Source organism: Rhodoferax sp., from assembly GCF_037143375.1.
Taxonomy (GTDB): domain Bacteria; phylum Pseudomonadota; class Gammaproteobacteria; order Burkholderiales; family Burkholderiaceae_C; genus Rhodoferax.
Window position 1 is genome coordinate 1 of the sequence record NZ_JBAWYV010000072.1, and the last position, 17172, is coordinate 17172.

The following is a 17172-nucleotide window of genomic DNA, read 5'->3' on the forward strand; positions in this document are numbered from 1 at the left end:
ATGTGCGGCTGTGGGAGATGGACCGCTGGATCGTGGCCCTGAAAAATCTGGGCCTGTTTAGCCTCTTGTACGTCGGCGGCTCCATGCTGCTGGGCATGGCACTGGCGATTTTTCTGGACCAGAAAATTCGCGCCGAAGGGTTGTTGCGCACGATCTTTCTGTACCCCATGGCGCTGTCCTTCATTGTGACTGGCACCGCCTGGAAATGGATTTTGAATCCCAGTCTGGGGCTTGAGAAACTGATGCACGACCTCGGTTGGGCCAGTTTCAGCTTTGACTGGCTGGTGCAAAGCGAGACCGCCATTTATTGCGTGGTGATTGCCGGCATCTGGCAGTCGGCCGGGTTTGCCATGGCGCTCTCGCTTGCCGGGCTGCGCGGCATTGACGACAGCATCATCAAGGCGGCGCAAATTGACGGCGCCTCACTGCCGCGCATTTACTGGCGCATTATTTTGCCGATCCTGCGCCCAGTGGTGTTCTCCACCGTGCTGGTGCTCTCGCACTTGTCCATCAAGAGCTTCGATCTGGTCATGGCGCTCACCGCCGGCGGCCCCGGTTATGCGTCGGACGTGCCCGCCACCTTCATGTATGTGATGAGTTTCACCCGTGGCCAGATTGGTCTGGGTGCTGCCAGTGCCACCATGATGCTGGCCACCGTGGCCGCCATCGTGGTTCCTTACCTTTACAGCGAGCTTCGCGCCAAACCCCATGATCGCTAAACACTTGCCCCGTATCGCCATCTACAGCGTGCTGCTGGTGGCTGCCTTCTTCTTTTTGGCGCCGCTCTATGTGATGCTCGCCACGTCCTTCAAGGACGCCGAGCAGATCCGCTCCGGCAATTTGCTGAGCCTGCCCACCTCTCTCAACTTTGAGTCGTGGGGCCTGGCTTGGTCCAGCGCCTGCACCGGGGTTGACTGCCGCGGTTTGAAGCCTTACTTCTGGAACTCTGTGATCATGGCCGTGCCGGCGGTGCTGATTTCGACCGCCTGGGGCGCCATCAACGGCTACGTGCTGAGCATGTGGAAGTTCCGGGGTAGCGAAGTGCTGTTTGGCTTCATGCTGTTCGGCGTCTTCATGCCGTTTCAGGTGGTGCTGCTGCCGATGAGCCAGGTGCTGGGTTTCCTTGGAATATCGAGTTCGCTGACGGGTCTGGTGCTGGTGCACTGCATTGCCGGTTTGGCGGGGACCACGCTGTTTTTCCGCAACTACTACACCGCCATTCCCAAAGAACTGGTGAGTGCGGCGCGCATTGATGGCGCTGGTTTTTGGCGCATCTTTTTCCGCATCGTGGTGCCGATGTCGACGCCGATTCTGATGGTCACTTTGATTTGGCAGTTCACCAATATCTGGAACGACTTTCTGTTTGGTGTGGCCTTCAGTGGCGCCGACAGCAAGCCCATCACCGTGGGCCTGAACAACATGGCCAACACCTCAAGCAGCGTCAAGAGCTACAACGTCGACATGGCGGCTGCCGTGATTGCCGGTCTTCCCACCATGCTGGTCTACGTGCTGGCAGGTCAATATTTCGTTAAAGGTCTCACCGCTGGCGCGGTGAAAGGATAAACAACATGGCAGCTTCACTTCACATCGCCGGTATTCGCAAGGTCTTTGGCAAGGGCGACAAGGCCGTCGAAATTCTCAAGAAAATTGATATCGACGTGGCCCCGGGCGAGTTTTTGATTCTGGTCGGGCCTTCGGGTTGCGGCAAATCGACGCTGCTCAACATCATTGCCGGGCTCGAAGAACCGACCGAAGGCGAGGTGCGCATCAATGGCAAAGACGTCGTTGGCGTAGCCCCGGCCCATCGCGACATCGCCATGGTGTTCCAGAGCTACGCGCTGTACCCGACCATGAGCGTGGCCGACAACATCGGTTTTGCGCTGGAGATGCGCAAGGTGCCCAAAGACGTGCGCACCAAGCGCATTCACGAGGTGGCCGCCATGCTGCAAATCGAGCATTTGCTGGACCGTCGCCCGGCGCAACTATCCGGTGGTCAGCGTCAGCGCGTGGCGATGGGCCGGGCTTTGGCACGCGACCCGCAGCTATTTTTGTTTGACGAGCCGCTGAGTAACCTGGACGCCAAACTGCGCGTCGAGATGCGCGCCGAAATCAAGCGCCTGCACCATGTGAGTGGCATCACCAGCGTTTACGTGACGCACGACCAGATCGAAGCCATGACGCTGGGCAGTCGCATCGCGGTCATGAAGGACGGCATCCTGCAACAAATCGGCACGCCTGACGATATTTACCGACGCCCGGCCAACACCTATGTGGCGGGGTTCATTGGCTCGCCCAATATGAATTTCATAGCGGGTAGCACAGACGGCACGGGGGCTAGCGGTGTATTTCGCTTTGAAGGCGGCTCGCTCGACCTGGGTTGCCCGGCACCTGCCGGTGCCGTCACGCTGGGCCAGCGCCCCGAGCACATCCACCTGGACGCCGATGCGCCCTGGCGCGGTGAAGTGGTGTTGGTAGAGCCCACCGGCGCCGACACCTATGTGGTGGTCAAAACCGCCGTCGGCCTGCTCACGGTGCGCGTGGCGCCCAACACCGTCATCCGGGTTGGGGAGCACACCGGCATGACGGTGAGCAACCGTCACAACAACTGGTTTGACGCCCAGACCGGCGTTCGGATCGATCAATAGACTTGTATATGCTATTGAAAAGAGAGCTGCTAGCGCAGGATGCACCTGCGCTAGAAGCCTATTTGGCTTCTAAATAAATTTCAAAGTCGGTGGCCGACATAGGTCGTGCAAACAGGTAGCCCTGCGCGTAATCGCAACCAGCGGCGGCCAGCAGGTCGCGTTGCTGGGTTGTTTCAACGCCCTCGGCAACCACCTTGATGCCCAGTTCATGGGCCATCACGATGATCGCCTTGCACAAGGCCAGGTTGGTGCCCCCCGGCATCAGGTGACGCACAAACGACTGGTCGATCTTGATGAAGTCGATGTCAAATTTTTGCAGGTACGACAGCGACGAGTAGCCGGTGCCAAAGTCGTCCAGCGAGACGCCAATGCCGGCATCACGCAGTTGCAGCAGTTGTGCGTCTACGCTTGCACTGGCATCCAGCAACAGTCCCTCGGTGATTTCGACCACGATACTTTGCCCTGGCAAGCCCATGGTTTTCAGCTGCTCATACCAAGGCGCCCTGAGTCGGCCACTTTGGTGAAACTGCACCGGGGATTTGTTCACGCTGATCTGAAAATCCGGGTGAATCGTCGTGCGCCATTGCCGTACTTGCTGGGCCGCTTGCTGGAACACCCACTCGCCAATGTCGACGATCAGGCCACTGGCCTCGGCAATCGGAATAAAGTCGGCCGGGCTGACGAGTCCGCGCGTCGGGTGCTGCCAGCGAATCAGCGCTTCGGCCTTGTGCACGGCGCCGGTAGCTAACTCAATGATGGGCTGAAACACCACACGGAACTGCTCCCCCGCCAAGCCGCTGCGCAGGTCGTTGGCCAGGCGCACCCGGGTTTGCGCCGCCTCTTGCAAGGCGGGCGTGAAAAAGCTGAAGCGGTTGCGCCCCGCGCCCTTGGCCACGTACAGGGCCTGGTCCGCGTTCTTGAATAAGTCTTCGATCGCGGTTGCATCGCCGGGGAACAGCGTGATGCCGATACTCGCCGAGACGTAAACCTGCTCATTCCCGAGTTGAAATACGGCCTCCAGCGCCTGCAGCATGTTTTGCAGGATGCGCTCCAGGTGGGCCGTGTCTGAGAGCTCGCTCAGGATCACGGTGAACTCGTCGCCGCCCATGCGGGCTACAGTGTCGGCCTCGCGCACGCAGGACTGAATACGCCGTGCGGCCTGAATCAGCAATCGGTCGCCGCTGTCATGGCCGAAGGTGTCGTTGACTTCCTTGAAGTGGTCGAGGTCAATAAATAGCAGGGCGAGTTGTTGGCCGTCGCGCTTACTTTTCTTGAGATACTGGTTCAACCGATCACGCAGCATGTTGCGATTGGGCAGCCCGGTCAACGGGTCGAAATGGGCCTGATGCCAGATCAATGCTTCAGAGGTTTTGCGATCGGTGATGTCGGTATGGGTGCCGATCATGCGCAGTGGCTTGCCCTGGGCGTCGCGGCTGATGACCATGCCCCGCGACAGCACCCATTTCCATTGGCCTTTTTTGCAAAGCACGCGGTGTTCGTTGTGGTAGGCGGGGGTCAGACCCTCGAAATGGGCTTGGCGGTCGCGCTGCATCTGCGCCAAGTCATCGGGGTGGGTGCGGCTATCGAGATCGTCAGGACGATCATGCAATTCAGTTTCGCTGAAGCCATACATCTCGAGCAGGCGTTTGGAAAAATACTCTTCGCCGCTTTGTACATTCCAGTCCCACACGCCATCGCCGGTGCTCTCCAGGGCCAGCTTCCAGCGCAACTCGTTTTCCTGCAAGGCCGCCTTGGCCAGCACGTAATCGGTCACGTCGGCAAAGGTGCGCACCATGCCCCCATCGGCCAGGGTCTGGGTCTTGATCTCCAGAGTTCGGCCTTCTGGCGTCACCCGCAAATAGTGCGGTGGCGAGACGCCCATGCCGCCCGCCAGCAGGTAGTCGCGTGCCCGTTCATCCACCAGCATGGCGCCGGCTCCAAAGTCATTGCGGGCGATCTGGAACGTGTTCAGTTCCTTCAGCGTGGGACGGGTGGCCAGATAACTCTCGGGAAGGTCCAGCAGCTCACAGACCCGGGGGTTGAACTTGCGCACCCGGCTATCGGGGTCAAACACGATGATGCCCTGACTGATGCTGCTCAGGGTGGTTTGCAGCAGCTGGGATTTGTCTGACATCTTCAGGTTCAACGCACGCAACGCGGTCTCGGCCAGTTTGCGTTCGGTGATGTCGGTATGGGTGCCGATCATGCGCAGCGGGCGGCCCAGCGCATCGCGGCTGACGACACTGCCACTGGAAAAAATCCACTTCCAGGAACCGTCTTTGCAGCGCAGGCGCACATCCATGCCGTAACCGGGCGTGTGCCCTTCGAGGTAGGCCGTGAAGGCGGCGTTCAGCGGCGCGATATCGTCCGGGTGGACACGGGTGATGAACTCCTGGTAACCCTGGTTCAACTCGCCGGCCTGGTAGCCCAGCATTTCTTCCCAGCGAACCGAATGGCTTTGCGCGCCGGTGAGCATGTTCCAGTCCCAGATGCCTTCTCCCGAGCTTTCCAGTGCCAATTTCCAGGGGTTTTCGCTCTCATAGGTGGGTTGATTCAACATGGTGTTCAATTTTTTAAGGGCAGGCTAAGTCGGATCAGCAGGCCTCGGGGTTGGACCGGCAACGCAGTGGCGCTGCCACCATGGCGGCGGGCAATCTCATGAACGATGGCCAGGCCCAAACCGCAGCCACCGGGCAAGGCGCTGGCACGCCAGAAACGCTCAAACACATGGAGCAAGTCGTCAGGGCTCAAGCCGGGCCCGTTGTCTTCGACCTCAATCACGGCCACAGGGCCTTGGCGAGCCACCCGCAAAGTCACCACACTGCCCGGGCCAGCGTACAGCAAGGCGTTGTCGAGCAGGTTGCTCAGCGCCTCGCGCAGCAGGAGCTTTTCACCGTCCAACAGCAGGCTTTCCTCGCCTTCGTAGCCCAGGTCAACGCCGGCAGACAGCGCGCGGGGTGTCCATTCCCGCGCCACCTCGCGCGCCAGTGCGGCCGCGTCAAGGGGCTGAAGGGTGACATCGGCTTCGTTGCGCGCCAGCGAGAGCAGTTGGTGCACGAGGTGCGCGCTGCGCTGCGCACCTGACAGTACCTTGGTCAGACGCTCACGCAGGGCCTGCGGGTCGGTCTCGGCCAGGGCCAGTTCGGTCTGGCTGATCAGGCCCGCCAGCGGCGTGCGCAGCTGGTGGGCGGCGTCGTTTAGAAAGCGTTTTTCCTGGCCCAGACTGCGCCGCACGGCCGACAGCAAGTGGTTGACGGCGCCGGCCAGCGCATGAACTTCCTGCGGGGCCTGTGTCAGCTCAATTGGCGCCAGCGCCGACAGGCTGGACTCCCGGCGGTCACCGAGTTGCGCTTGCAGTCGCTTGAGTGGCCGCAAGCCGCGCGTGATGCCGGCATAGACCAGCACACTGAGCAGGATGCCCAGCAGCAGCAAGGGCGTCAGAATGTCGGTCACCAGACCGGCGGCAATGCGCTGCTGTACAGCCAGGCTTTTGGCTACTTGCACACGCATGCGTTGGGGTGAGGCGGGCTCACCGTAATTGATGTCCAGCAGGGCCACGCGCATCGGTTTGCCATCCATGCTCACGTTGTAAAGCAGGGTTTCGCCGGTGGTGGGGATCGTGTTCAGTTGCGGCGGCGGCAGCTTGCCATTGCCCAGCAAAAAGCTGCCAGGTGGCGAAGACACCATGTAGCTGACCCGGTCTTTTGGGTCTTGTTCTATGATGTCTTGCGCAGCGCGGGGAAAGTCGATCAGCAGGCCCGAGCCCACCGGCTTGACCTGTCGCGCCAGTGACAGCACCGATTGGGTGAGGGACTGGTCCACGCCTTTTTCGGCGTACTGGAGCGCGATGCGGTAGGTCAGGGCGCCGCCCACCAGCCACAGCACCAGTTGCGGCAGCAGCAACCACAGCAGCAACAGGCGTTTGAGCGAGAGGCTGTGGCGTGCGCCCGGGGGCTTCATGGCGCGGTGGTTTCCAACAGGTAGCCCAAGCCGCGCACATTGCGAATCGTCAGGCCAGAATCGGCCAGTTTTCGGCGCAGGCGGTGCACATAGACTTCCAGCGCGTTGGAGACCGCCCCGTCGCCGGGTTCGGATTGCCACACACCCAGCACATCTTCGCGGCTTACCACCTGTCCGGCATGGCTGACCAGCAGCGACAGCAGCGCCCATTCACGGTGCGTCAGCTCCATCGGTTCGTCGTCGAGCCAGGCCTGGGGCTGGGTGGCATCGACCCGCAACCGCTGGGTGGCGCTGGCGGCCAATTCAAGCGAGCCGCCAAAAGCCGGCAGGCGGGCACGGCGCAGCATGGCGCCCAGGCGGGCTTGTAATTCGGCCATGTTGAAGGGTTTGGTGAGGTAGTCGTCGGCCCCGGCATTGAGGCCTTGTACCCGGTCTTCGACACCGTCGCGGGCCGTCAGTATCAACACCGGAAGGGCCGGGAAGCGGCGCCGGAGCCAGCGCAGCACCTCCATGCCACTCACTTTGGGCAGGCCCAAATCCAGGATCACGCCATCAAAACGATGGGCCTCCAGCAGCGATTGGGCCAATTCGCCATCGGCGGCCAGCGTCACGCTGTGACCGGCTTGGGCCAGTTGGGCGCTCAGGCCATCACGCAGCAATTCGTCGTCTTCAACTATCAGCAAACTTGTCATATGAAGAGCATAACCACCAAAGCGCTAAATTTGTGAAAAGCGCCTCAGGTCTGTATGCGTGTTATCCCGCAGTGGGCGGGGCGGGCGGCAGGTTGAGGCGAACCGCCTCGACCCGGGCGGCATGAATCAGTTCGCCTATTTTTGGGCCTGTAGCCCCCGTCGCTATTGCGCTGGAAGCTATTAAATTAGTAGCGACAGACTGAGCTGCCGTCAAGGCGGCCCACAGTCGCGGGCCTTGCGGGTAGGCCGACTCGGCCAGCCCGAGGCGGCCGCGGGCATCGCATTCGCAGGCCAGCAGCACATCGGCAAAACGCTGGGGTTTGCGAAAGGCGTCGCAGCGTTCCAGCAGGCGCACCAGTGCGGCCGGATTGAGGTCGGCGCTGCGGTGAATGTTGCCGTGCTCGCGCGCCACCACGTCGGCCAGTTCGCGGCACTCTACCGGTAGGCGCAGTCGCTCGCACACTTTTTTGAGGATGCGTGCGCTACGCTCTTCGTGGCCAATGTGGCGCGGCAGCACGTCGGCCGGGGTGGTGGCTTTGCCCAGGTCGTGAAACAGGCAGGCCAGGCGCACCGGCAAGGGCGCGTTGAGGCGGGCGCTCATGTCCAACACCATCAGAAGGTGAATGCCGGTGTCTATCTCAGGGTGGTACTCAGCGCGTTGCGGCACGCCCCACAGGGCGTTGACCTCGGGCAGCAGCACCTTGAGCGCGCCGCAGTCGCGCAGCACCTCGAACAGGCGCGAGGGCGTGGCTTCCATCAGGCCCCGGGCCAACTCCTGCCAGACACGCTCGGCCACCAGGTGATCGGCCTCGCCCGTCTGCACCATGTCGCGCATCAGGGTCAAGGTTTCGGGCGCCACGGTGAAGTCATGAAATCGCGCCGCAAACCGGGCCACGCGCAGGATGCGTACCGGGTCTTCCCGAAAGGCCTCGGTGACATGGCGAAACACCTTGTGGGCCAGGTCTTGCCGTCCGCCATAAGGGTCGGACAAAACGCCGGCCGAGTCCCACAGACTGGCGTCCAGCGTCTCATAAGCATTAAATCGACCTCTAGCCCTTATGGGGTATGCGCTAACAGCTATTGAATTAATAGTGAGGTCGCGCCGCGCCAGGTCTTCTTCCAGCGTGACGCTGGGGTCTGCGTGGATGGCAAACCCGTGGTAGCCGGGCGCGGTTTTGCGCTCGGTGCGTGCCAGCGCGTATTCCTCTTTGGTGTACGGGTGAAGAAACACCGGAAAGTCTTTGCCGACTGGCAGGTAGCCTTGCTCAACCATGGCCTCGGGCGTGGCGCCGACTACCACCCAATCGTGGTCCTTGACTTCCAGGCCCAATAACGCATCGCGCACCGCACCGCCCACCAGGTAAATTTGCATGGTGCCGGCTTAGTCCAGGGTCAGGCGGTAGGGTTCTTCAAAATCAAGAAAGTCCTGTTCAGCCTTGGCTTGATCGATCCAGGCCTTGATGCCGGGCAGGGCGCAGAGCCGATCCACGTACGCGGAAATTGCCGGGGGTACCGGCAGCGCATAGGTTTTCAGGCGCATGCAGACGGGTGCAAAGTAGGCGTCGGCAATGCTGAACTCGCCAAACAGGAGGGGTCCGCCATGGGCGTCCAGCGCCTGCGTCCACAGGGCTACCAGTCGGGCAACGTCAGTGCGCACGCCCGCTTGGTCGCGCCAGATCAGGGCGCCGATCTCGGGTAGCGTGGCCTCAATGTTCATGGGGCAGTGGCTGCGCAAGTTGGTAAAACCGGCGTGCATTTCGGCGCACACGCTGCGCGCCCGGGCCCGGGCGGCCTGGTCACGCGGCCACAAGTGGTGGTCGGGAAACTGCTCGGCCAGGTACTCGCAAATCGCCAGCGTGTCCCACACCACCAGTTCACCGTCCACCAGCAAGGGCACCTTGCCGGTGGGTGACAGAGTGCTGAGCGTGGACTTGAAGCAGGAGCCCGCCTCAAACGAGTCAAACCTGACCATGACCTCTTTAAACGGGATGCCAGCCTGGGTTAGCAGCACCCACGGGCGCATCGACCAGGAAGAGTAGTTTTTGTTGCCAATATAAAGTTTCATGATTCAGGGTTCCGTTGTGGGAGTCTCATGTTTTGCCAAAAGCCTTGTACGCGCCATTTCTTCAGCCAGGCAGGGAGTGCTTCAGCCGGCATGGGTCGGGCGATGCCGTAGCCCTGGCCGGTGTTGCAGCCCATCGCCAGCAGGGCGCTGGCGTGCAGTTCGGTTTCAACGCCCTCGGCCACCACGTGGCGACGAAACGAGGCACACAGGCGCACCACGCTCTCCACAATCGCCAGGTCGTCGGGGTCGTCGAGCATGTCGCGCACAAAGCTCTGGTCGATCTTGAGGGTGTCGACCGGCATGCGGCGCAGGTGCACCAGAGAGGAATAGCCGGTACCGAAATCATCCAACGCAAAACGCACGCCCAGTCGGCGGCAAGCCTGCAACACAGAGGAGGTGGCGTCGCGGTCATCGACGGCCGCGCTTTCCAGCAGTTCCAGCTCAACGGCCTGCGGTGGCAGCGTGGGCTGCTCGGCCAGCAGTTGTGCAAGACGCGCCACAAAACCGGCCTGCGCTACTTGGCGCGGCGATACATTGATGCTCATGGACATCGGCAAACCCTGCGCTCGCCAGGCGGCTGCCTGGGCCAGCGCGGTGCGAATCACCCAATCACCCACGGCCAGTTCCAGTGGGTTGCCGTCGAGCGTGTGCAGGAAAAGGGCGGGCGCCAACAGCCCCTGGTCCGGATGCTGCCAGCGGATCAGGGCTTCGACGCCTTGCAGTTCGCCGGTGCGCATGTGGACCTTGGGCTGGTAGTACAGCAGCAGTTCGTCATCCTGCAGGGCTTGGGCCAGGCGCTCCAAAGCGACGCGGCGCACGCCCAACTGGCGGTCGTGTTCGGTGTCATAAAGATGAAAACGGTTCTTGCCAGACTGTTTGGCAATGAACATGGCCTGGTCAGCGTGGCGCAGCAAGGTGTCGGCGTCTGATGGATCTTGCGGGTAGAGCGTGGCGCCAATACTGGCGGACAGGGTGACGTTGGAGCCGTCCAACTGCATCGGGGTGGCAATCGAGGTCAGCATGCGCGTCAGGGCTTGCTGGCATTGCTGCACCGCATTGTTGCCGTCGAGGTCCTGCAGCACCAGCACGAACTCGTCGCCGCCCAAGCGAGCTGCCGTGTCGCCACCACGCAACTGGGTGTGGATGCGATGGGCAATGTCGCGCAGCAAGCGGTCGCCTGCCTCGTGACCGTGCGTGTCGTTGATGAGTTTGAACCCGTCCAGGTCCAGCATCACCGTGGCCATGGCGCTGCCAGTGCGCTGGGTGTGGGACATGGCTTGGTCCAGCCGGTCGGTCAACAGGCGGCGGTTGGGCAGTCCGGTGAGCGGGTCGTAGTTGGCCAGTTGCTCCAGTTGGGTTTGCTGCTCGGCCAGGCTGTCGAGCATGCGATTGAAGCTGCGCGCCACATCACTGGTTTCGTCTTGTCCTTGCAGTTTCACGCGGGCTTCGGTCTGGCCTTGCTGCACTTGTTGGGCTGTGGTGCGGATGGTGTCAAGCCGGGCGGTGAGGCGCCGCGCCATCCAGAGCGCCATCAAGGTGCCGGCCAAAATGGCGGCCAGGGTATAGCCTAAACCCTGCAGTAGCACCGAGCGGCCGGTGGCCTCGTCCGGGGCAGCCCGCAGGCCGACCCGGGCCCAGCCAATGGACCGGGGGCCGGCCAACACCGGCGCCACGGCATCGGTCAGCTCCTGGCTTTGGCTCAGGACCGCCGCACTGCGTTCAGGCAGGGCTTGCAGGGTCGCAATGTCGCCAATGTACTGGCCCACGCGTGTGCTCTCGGTGTGCGCCTGGATGCGCCCGGTGTGGTCCAGCACAATCACATAGGCCACGCCCGAATCAATGGTCTTGAGCTGCACCAGCTCTTGCAGGCCCGCCAGGTCACGCGTCAGCAGGCCGTTGGTGACCGAGAGTGCCAGGCTGTGCGCCAGCGTCTGGGCCGCGCGGGCATGCTGTTGCTGCATGAAAACCTGCTGGCGATGCACCAGGTCGGTCACAAAGAAGCCCATCAGCACGGCGTGCACAGTGGCCACACCCCAGACCAGTTGGCGGCGAACCGAGCCCGTGAACAAACGGCGCAAGGTCACGGCAGGGGTCCAACCTGGGCGATGTAGGTTTTTAAAAAGCCGCCGACCACGTGCCGATAGCGCGCGGTGTCGGCCGGGTTGAAGCGCGGTGTCATCATGCCTTTGAGAATAGCTTGGCCTTCCTCGTGCTCGTGCAGGCCGAGCAGCAACTCACGAATGCGGGCGATGTGGTGGGGGGGTAAGTCAGAGCGCGCCATCAGGGCGTTGTTGATCAGCTCCGGGGTTTGCCAGACCAGGTGCAGCGCGGCCGCTTCCTTGGGGTTGCTTTTCTGAAAATCATTCCAGGGCGACGGCCATGTGACGCCTGCCGCAGCTTGGCCCAGGTAAACATTAAGAATGGCGGACTGGTGCGTGCCCACAAAGCTGCTCTGAATGTCTTGCGGCATCTTCAATCCCTGGTTGGCCAGCCAGACCATCGGCATCATGGCAGCAGCCAGGGCGGTGGGTGCCGGAAAGGCCACGGTCTTGCCCTTGAGCTGCAAGGGGCTGGTGATGCCACTGTCTTTGCGCAATAAAAAAATACCCCTGAAATCGGCACTGTTACCGGCTTCGGCAATCACCTCGTACCCGTTGTCGGCCGCTTTGAGCGCATGGTACGGGTTGGGCAGGATCAGGTGCGGCCCGCGTGATGTGAACTTGTCCTGAAAGTCGGCATAGGAGGTGGACGCTTCCACCTCGAAATGGACCTCCGTCAACTGGCGCCCCAGATAGTCGGTCAGCGGGGTGTAGAGCTGGTGCAGGGTTTGCGGGTTGTGCAGCGGGTGCACCGCCAGTCGGTACACCGGCTTGCCGGCCACCACTGCCGGGGCTGAGGTGTAGATGGGTGCCTTACTTTCTTCACGTGCGTCGCACCCGACCAAGGCGGTCAGCAGGCCCAGTACCAAAGGGCGACGGCGCAGGGTCAAGGCAGGTCCTGGTTAGCGACCAGCTGGCTGGCATCGCGAGGGCCGATGTTGCCCAGTCGCAGCTTGAGCGATTGCGGCTGGCCGGTGATGAGCGCGGCGTAGTTGGTGGTGTTGGAGAGCACTTTTTTCACGTAATCACGCGTTTCTGCAAAAGGCACATTCTCGGCCCAGATGGCGGCCTCCATCACCGGTCCACCGGTGGTGCCGCGCCAGCTGCGGGGGCGGCTGGGGCCGGCGTTGTAGGCGGCGGTGGCCATCGGCATCGAGCCGGCAAAGTCGTCCAGAATCAGCTTGAGGTAGCCGGTGCCGATGGCGATGTTGGTGTCGCGGTCGGTGATCTGGTGCGGTTTGAAGTCGGTCATGCCGATTTTTTTGGCGGTCCATTTCGCAGTAGGGGGCATCACTTGCATCAGTCCCGAAGCGCCCACGCCGGAATGGGCGTCCATCACAAAGCGGCTTTCTTGGCGGATCAGGCCATAAACGTAGGCCGGGTCCAGCCCGATTTTGGTGGCCCGTTGCACCACTGCGTCCTTGAAGGGCATGGGAAAGCGTTGCTCGAAATCGATCTCGATCTTGGTCCGGTCGCTGGTGCTGATGCAGCGGTCCCAGACCTCGTGCTGGCAGGCCAGGTCGGCTGCAGCCATCAGGTCGCGGTCATTCATGCCGCCGCGCTGGTGCAGGTTGGTGCTGTAGTTCCACTCCTTCACGCCCTCGGACCGCAAACCCGCATGGATGGCGTAAAGGCCGCGGTTCAGTCCGGTGTTGAGTCGGGCGCCGTCTTTTTCTTCGGCTGAGAGCGCAACCGGTCTGGCCGGGGTATTGATGCGCTGGCCGAGTTCTTCCAGTGCCAGTTGCTCGTAAAAACCGCGCACGCCGGCAATGCCTTGCAGTAGTTGGGCAGCCTCGGCACGGTCGGCGTCGCCTTTGGCCAGTTTCAGCAGGGCCCGGGCGCGCCAGTAAACCCAGGTGGACTCCTGGCGTACTTCAGGGCTCATGGCGTTGGTGGCCTCCAGCACGGTTTTCCATTGACCCTGGCGCAAGGCGGCGCGCACTTTCCAGCCCAGGTGATCGTTGCTCAACTCGCTGTCCCGGGCTTTGGCAAAGGATTCCATCGCGTCCGGGGTGAGGCGTTGCGCCATTTGCTTGCCGATGACGCCCCAAACCCAGGAACGCTGTTCGGGGTTCAGGTGCACGCTCCAATGGTTTTCAAGCACGCTGGCCGTCAGGTCCGGGTCGTTGGAGGCCATGCGGATCAAGGCCAGTACCACGGCTTCCTTGCCGGTTTTGCCGCCCGCGGTCACGCGTTTGGAGAGGTAGCGCGTCGGGTTGTTGACGATCTCGTCCAGCGGCGCGGCCGCCTCGGGCGAGATGATTTCAGCGGCCATTCGGGCGGCGCGCGGCCGGTTGGCTTCCATCGCCAGGCGCGCCTTGCGCCAGATGTCGGCGTCGGTGAGTTTTTTGGCGCCATAAAGACGGGTGGCCGCCAGGTTGCAGCCGTCGTCAGCGTCTTTTTGCGCGTACCACTCCCGTTTGAGGTTGGCGGACAGGTCTGCACCGGACAGTGTTTGATCTGCAGCGATGGCGTAGCAGCGCACTTCGCGGTCGTCGTTCATGCGAAAGTTGGGCAACTCGGCTGAGAAATTGGCCCAATCGCGCCGCTGGCCCAGCAGTAGCAGCCAGTCATTGCGCAAGCGGTCTTCCTGGTAGGTGCCGGCAAAACGGCTGAAAAAGTCCTGCACTTCCATGGCGGAGGCCGAGTCCAGCCGGGCCCGCAACTCCCAATACGCACCCCACGGCTCCAGCGCATGGCCCCGAACTTGGGGCAGCAAGCTGGTCAGTCGTTTGCGCTCGCCTTTTTTGAAGGCCTGGCTCATTTCAAGAATCACATCGTCTGAGGCGACTTTGCCCGTTGATTTGGATTGGGCGTGTACCGAGGCTGTGGTTGAAAGCATCAAGCTCGCCAACAAGGGAATCGATGTCAAAATGGTTGATAACTGCATGTGAGGATTATGAATAATTCTGATGATCAAAGGGCGCTCGACAAGAAGGCGCTACGCAAATTACTTATAGAGCAACGGCTTAACATGCCAGACCGCCTACAGCGCGCTGACTTGTTACAACGCGTCATGCGAATCTGGCTCGTGGGTCGCCCAGATGCAGTCATCGGCGCCTATTGGCCAATCAAGGGCGAGTTCGACCCACTTCCCGCCTTGCACCGCTGGAAGGAAGACGGCGAACTGCTCGATCAACCCCAGCCTCGCCGTATTGGACTGCCGGTGGTCGATAAAGTTCATAAAACAATGACGTTTCATGCCTGGTATCCCGGTTGTCCGATGGAAGAAGATGCTTATGGCATTCCCAAGCCCAAAGACACCGAAGTGATCGTACCGACCCTGCTATTTGTATCGTGCGTGGGCTATGCCGCAGGCGGGTACCGGCTGGGCTACGGCGGTGGTTTTTATGACCGTATGCTGGCCACACTGGAGCCCCGTCCCGTCACCGTGGGCTTGGGTTTTTCTCAGGGTTTTTTGCCTGATTTCGAGCCCGAGTCGCATGACTTGCCGATGGATGCGATCCTGAATGACTACGGGGTGGTTTGGCCGGTTTAAATCCGGTTGTCGGCGTGGCTTGACTCACTGATTGGCGGAGTGCTGTGGCGCTTTGCGCGCAACAAGCTGGCGCGGGTATACGGTGTGGAGTGTCCCGATAGCATCAGCGACAAGCGCGTCACCAGGTTGTGTGTTTTTGTTGGCGCTGCGTGCACTGGCATCACCAGGAGCCAAACGGTCACCAGCGCCGGCAACACCATCCCCATGACCGCGCGCGGCAAGCCAGCACGGGCTATGGTCGTTACGCTGACTGCACCGCCTAAAAGCAGACCTGCCATCACCTCTGAGACCGAATGCGCTCCGACCTCCAGCCGCGATAGGCCCACCAGCAAGGCCAGTACAAAGCCTGCGCCCACGGCCAGCCGTTGGCCGGTAGTCGAAATATGAGACGCTAGGGTGCCCAGCAGCAGCGGGTAGACGGCGGCGGCAAACATGGCGTGGCCCGAGATGCCGGTGAAGTCCAGTTCAGCGCTGCCAATGCCCCAGCCCATAAACGCCAATTTGCTGGCGGTGGTAATAAGCGCCGCTACCATTAAAAGCACGCCCCACCAGCCCGCCAGCGGCCGTGCCTCGGGTCGCCGAAGCATGGTCAGCATGGCCAGCAGTGCTGCCGGCAACAGGATTTGCATCTCGCCCAAGCGGGTCAGCAGGTGCCAGAACAATAATGAATTTTGGGGATCAGGGCTCATCGCAAAGGGTTTGTGAGTACCAGGCTTCGCTCAGCGCCCGGTCGCCATCAGGGTACGCGCATCGGCCTCGTAGTCTTTCAGCGTTTCAAGTACCTTGAGGCGCTGCGCGGGCGTGGCGCTGTTGTGCAACTTGGCCAGGGTGGCGCAATTTTCCTGGGCGATCTTCTCTATGTAACTTCGGGTGGCCGGGTCGGGCGCGTTCATGGCGCGGCTGAGCAAGTCATGCACCTCGGTCTTGGCGCGCGCAACCCCTGGCATGCCGGGCTGGAGTTGGCGCAGGGTCTGCAGAGCGTCCTGGTGACGGCGTTGCGATTCGTTGTAAGTGATGGCTGCGTCGAAAACAGACGCGGTCACACTGGCGCGCAGAACGGCTAATTGTGGTTCGTCCAGTCGTCCATAAATCAACTCGACCCGGTCCACCCACTGCTTGACACGCCGGGCGTTGCGCTCATCCAGTGTGCCGTCTACCCATTCTTCACGCCATTTCACACTGCGCTTTTCCAACTGTCGCGCCAGATGATCAATCTGATCGGCTTGCAGGGTCGGTGCCACGGCTACGATGGTAGGCGCCAGTTCATAGACCAGCTTTTGGTACCTTGGCATGACGTCGGTGTAGACCTCGCACAATTGCGCCGGCGTGACGTTGTTGGCTGCTAGTCGCTGGAGTTTCCCCAGAATAGTGACGTACGCAGGCAGCTCGTTTTGACGGTGCCAGGCTTGCAGGGTGTTCAGGTCGGCGCGCACCTGGGTGGTTTGCGCAGAATTGAAATCCAGGTAGCTGTCGAGCCACCAATAAGTGATCTCGGGGGCGTTGCTGTAGCCCAGTTTGACGGCGCTGCACCCTGGCAGCACCACCGCCAGCAAGGCCAACAGCGCGCCGATAATATGAAAACGGTGAAATAGTCGAAACAGTGATGGAGAGAAATGAGTCATGGTTGATATTTTAGAAAACTCAAAAGCGCTACCCCCGGTGGACGTGGTGATCATGGCGGCCGGAAAAGGCACGCGCATGAAAAGCAAATTGCCCAAAGTGTTGCATCTTTTAGCCGGGCGTGCCTTGTTGCAGCATGTGGTGGACACCGCCGCTGAGTTGGCCGCCCGTCAGGTGGTCGTGATCACCGGTCATGGTGCTATCGAAGTAGAAGCGGCTCTCGCAGGTAACACGGGGGCTAGAGCCCTATTTGACATAAATTTTGTGCGCCAGGAGCCGCAGCTGGGAACCGGTCATGCGGTGCAGCAGACGGTGCCGGTGTTGAAGGATGATGGCATCGTGGTGGTGCTCTCGGGCGATGTGCCGCTGACCCAAGCCGCCACGTTGCAGCAATTGATTGCGGCCTGCGACGGCACCCGACTGGCGCTGCTGACGCTGGATCTGGCCGATCCCACCGGCTACGGCCGCATCGTGCGCCACGGCGAGGTGGTGCAGGCCATCGTCGAACACAAGGATGCCAGTGCTGCGCAGCGTGAAATTCGTGAAATCTACAGCGGCATCATGGCGGTGCCCGCCGCTCAACTTAAAAAAT

At 61.5% G+C, this 17172-nt stretch carries 15 protein-coding genes; 5 read left to right on the forward strand and 10 right to left on the reverse strand.

Annotation, left to right across the window (positions count from 1 at the left end; genetic code table 11):
- The 3 genes from WCG50_RS11690 to WCG50_RS11700 all read left to right on the forward strand — a co-directional run.
- Window positions 1-719 (forward strand): sugar ABC transporter permease (locus WCG50_RS11690; RefSeq protein WP_336899778.1); only part of this gene is annotated, 719 nt, incomplete at its 5' end.
- Complete coding sequence (locus tag WCG50_RS11695) at window positions 709-1563, forward strand: carbohydrate ABC transporter permease (protein WP_336899779.1); 855 nt, start codon at window positions 709-711, stop codon at window positions 1561-1563. The genes WCG50_RS11690 and WCG50_RS11695, both read left to right, overlap by 11 nt.
- A gap of 5 nt (window positions 1564-1568) precedes the next feature.
- Window positions 1569-2645 (forward strand): ABC transporter ATP-binding protein, encoded by a 1077-nt coding sequence (locus WCG50_RS11700; protein ID WP_336899780.1) that lies wholly within the window; start codon window positions 1569-1571, stop codon window positions 2643-2645.
- Window positions 2646-2703: 58 nt separating this feature from the next.
- Here the strand turns inward: WCG50_RS11700 and WCG50_RS11705 are convergent, their stop codons facing one another.
- The 8 genes from WCG50_RS11705 to WCG50_RS11740 all read right to left on the reverse strand — a co-directional run bounded on the left by WCG50_RS11705 (window position 2704) and on the right by WCG50_RS11740 (window position 14351).
- A complete protein-coding gene (locus tag WCG50_RS11705) occupies window positions 2704-5205 on the reverse strand; it encodes an EAL domain-containing protein (protein ID WP_336899781.1) in 2502 nt (833 codons plus the stop codon).
- A gap of 5 nt (window positions 5206-5210) precedes the next feature.
- Window positions 5211-6605, reverse strand: coding sequence for a sensor histidine kinase (locus WCG50_RS11710; protein WP_336899782.1), 1395 nt, complete (start codon window positions 6603-6605; stop codon window positions 5211-5213).
- The gene (locus WCG50_RS11715; RefSeq protein ID WP_336899783.1) at window positions 6602-7297 is read right to left on the reverse strand and encodes a response regulator transcription factor; all 696 of its coding nucleotides are present in this window, start codon (window positions 7295-7297) and stop codon (window positions 6602-6604) included. Before WCG50_RS11715 ends, WCG50_RS11710 begins: the two co-directional genes overlap by 4 nt.
- A gap of 61 nt (window positions 7298-7358) precedes the next feature.
- Entirely contained in the window at window positions 7359-8669 is a 1311-nt protein-coding gene (locus WCG50_RS11720; RefSeq protein WP_336899784.1) for a multifunctional CCA addition/repair protein, read from the reverse strand.
- A 9-nt stretch (window positions 8670-8678) separates the two neighbouring features.
- Window positions 8679-9365 carry a glutathione S-transferase family protein gene (locus WCG50_RS11725; RefSeq protein ID WP_336899792.1) on the reverse strand — a complete coding sequence of 229 codons (687 nt, stop codon included), beginning with the start codon at window positions 9363-9365 and terminating at the stop codon, window positions 8679-8681.
- A complete protein-coding gene (locus tag WCG50_RS11730; protein WP_336899785.1) occupies window positions 9359-11446 on the reverse strand; it encodes an EAL domain-containing protein in 2088 nt (695 codons plus the stop codon). The genes WCG50_RS11725 and WCG50_RS11730 overlap by 7 nt, the downstream gene beginning before the upstream one ends.
- Window positions 11443-12351 (reverse strand): PhnD/SsuA/transferrin family substrate-binding protein, encoded by a 909-nt coding sequence (locus WCG50_RS11735; RefSeq protein ID WP_336899786.1) that lies wholly within the window; start codon window positions 12349-12351, stop codon window positions 11443-11445. The genes WCG50_RS11730 and WCG50_RS11735 overlap by 4 nt, the downstream gene beginning before the upstream one ends.
- A complete protein-coding gene (locus tag WCG50_RS11740; RefSeq protein ID WP_336899787.1) occupies window positions 12348-14351 on the reverse strand; it encodes a transglycosylase SLT domain-containing protein in 2004 nt (667 codons plus the stop codon). Before WCG50_RS11740 ends, WCG50_RS11735 begins: the two co-directional genes overlap by 4 nt.
- A 9-nt stretch (window positions 14352-14360) precedes the next feature.
- Between WCG50_RS11740 and WCG50_RS11745 the strand changes: the two genes are divergently transcribed.
- On the forward strand, window positions 14361-14960 hold the full coding sequence (locus WCG50_RS11745) for a 5-formyltetrahydrofolate cyclo-ligase (protein WP_336899788.1): 600 nt from the start codon (window positions 14361-14363) through the stop codon (window positions 14958-14960).
- Here the strand turns inward: WCG50_RS11745 and WCG50_RS11750 are convergent.
- Together WCG50_RS11750 and WCG50_RS11755 are read right to left on the reverse strand one after the other, a co-directional pair.
- The gene (locus WCG50_RS11750) at window positions 14957-15649 is read right to left on the reverse strand and encodes a phosphatase PAP2 family protein (RefSeq protein WP_336899789.1); all 693 of its coding nucleotides are present in this window, start codon (window positions 15647-15649) and stop codon (window positions 14957-14959) included. The two genes, WCG50_RS11745 and WCG50_RS11750, sit on opposite strands and share 4 nt — an antisense overlap.
- Before the next feature lie 30 nt (window positions 15650-15679).
- On the reverse strand, window positions 15680-16582 hold the full coding sequence (locus tag WCG50_RS11755) for a DUF6279 family lipoprotein (RefSeq protein ID WP_336899790.1): 903 nt from the start codon (window positions 16580-16582) through the stop codon (window positions 15680-15682).
- Between WCG50_RS11755 and WCG50_RS11760 the strand changes: the two genes are divergently transcribed.
- Window positions 16581-17172 (forward strand): NTP transferase domain-containing protein (locus WCG50_RS11760; RefSeq protein WP_336899791.1); only part of this gene is annotated, 592 nt, incomplete at its 3' end. The genes WCG50_RS11755 and WCG50_RS11760 overlap by 2 nt on opposite strands.

Excerpts from the sequence above, each read along its gene's own strand:
- WCG50_RS11695 (WP_336899779.1), top strand. The coding sequence starts at position 709 with ATGATCGCTAAACACTTGCCCCGTATCGCCATCTACAGCGTGCTGCTG.
- WCG50_RS11700 (WP_336899780.1), top strand. The coding sequence starts at position 1,569 with ATGGCAGCTTCACTTCACATCGCCGGTATTCGCAAGGTCTTTGGCAAG.
- WCG50_RS11705 (WP_336899781.1), bottom strand. The coding sequence starts at position 5,205 with ATGTTGAATCAACCCACCTATGAGAGCGAAAACCCCTGGAAATTGGCA.
- WCG50_RS11710 (WP_336899782.1), bottom strand. The coding sequence starts at position 6,605 with ATGAAGCCCCCGGGCGCACGCCACAGCCTCTCGCTCAAACGCCTGTTG.
- WCG50_RS11715 (WP_336899783.1), bottom strand. The coding sequence starts at position 7,297 with ATGACAAGTTTGCTGATAGTTGAAGACGACGAATTGCTGCGTGATGGC.
- WCG50_RS11720 (WP_336899784.1), bottom strand. The coding sequence starts at position 8,669 with ATGCAAATTTACCTGGTGGGCGGTGCGGTGCGCGATGCGTTATTGGGC.
- WCG50_RS11740 (WP_336899787.1), bottom strand. The coding sequence starts at position 14,351 with ATGCAGTTATCAACCATTTTGACATCGATTCCCTTGTTGGCGAGCTTG.
- WCG50_RS11745 (WP_336899788.1), top strand. The coding sequence starts at position 14,361 with ATGAATAATTCTGATGATCAAAGGGCGCTCGACAAGAAGGCGCTACGC.
- WCG50_RS11750 (WP_336899789.1), bottom strand. The coding sequence starts at position 15,649 with ATGAGCCCTGATCCCCAAAATTCATTATTGTTCTGGCACCTGCTGACC.
- WCG50_RS11755 (WP_336899790.1), bottom strand. The coding sequence starts at position 16,582 with ATGACTCATTTCTCTCCATCACTGTTTCGACTATTTCACCGTTTTCAT.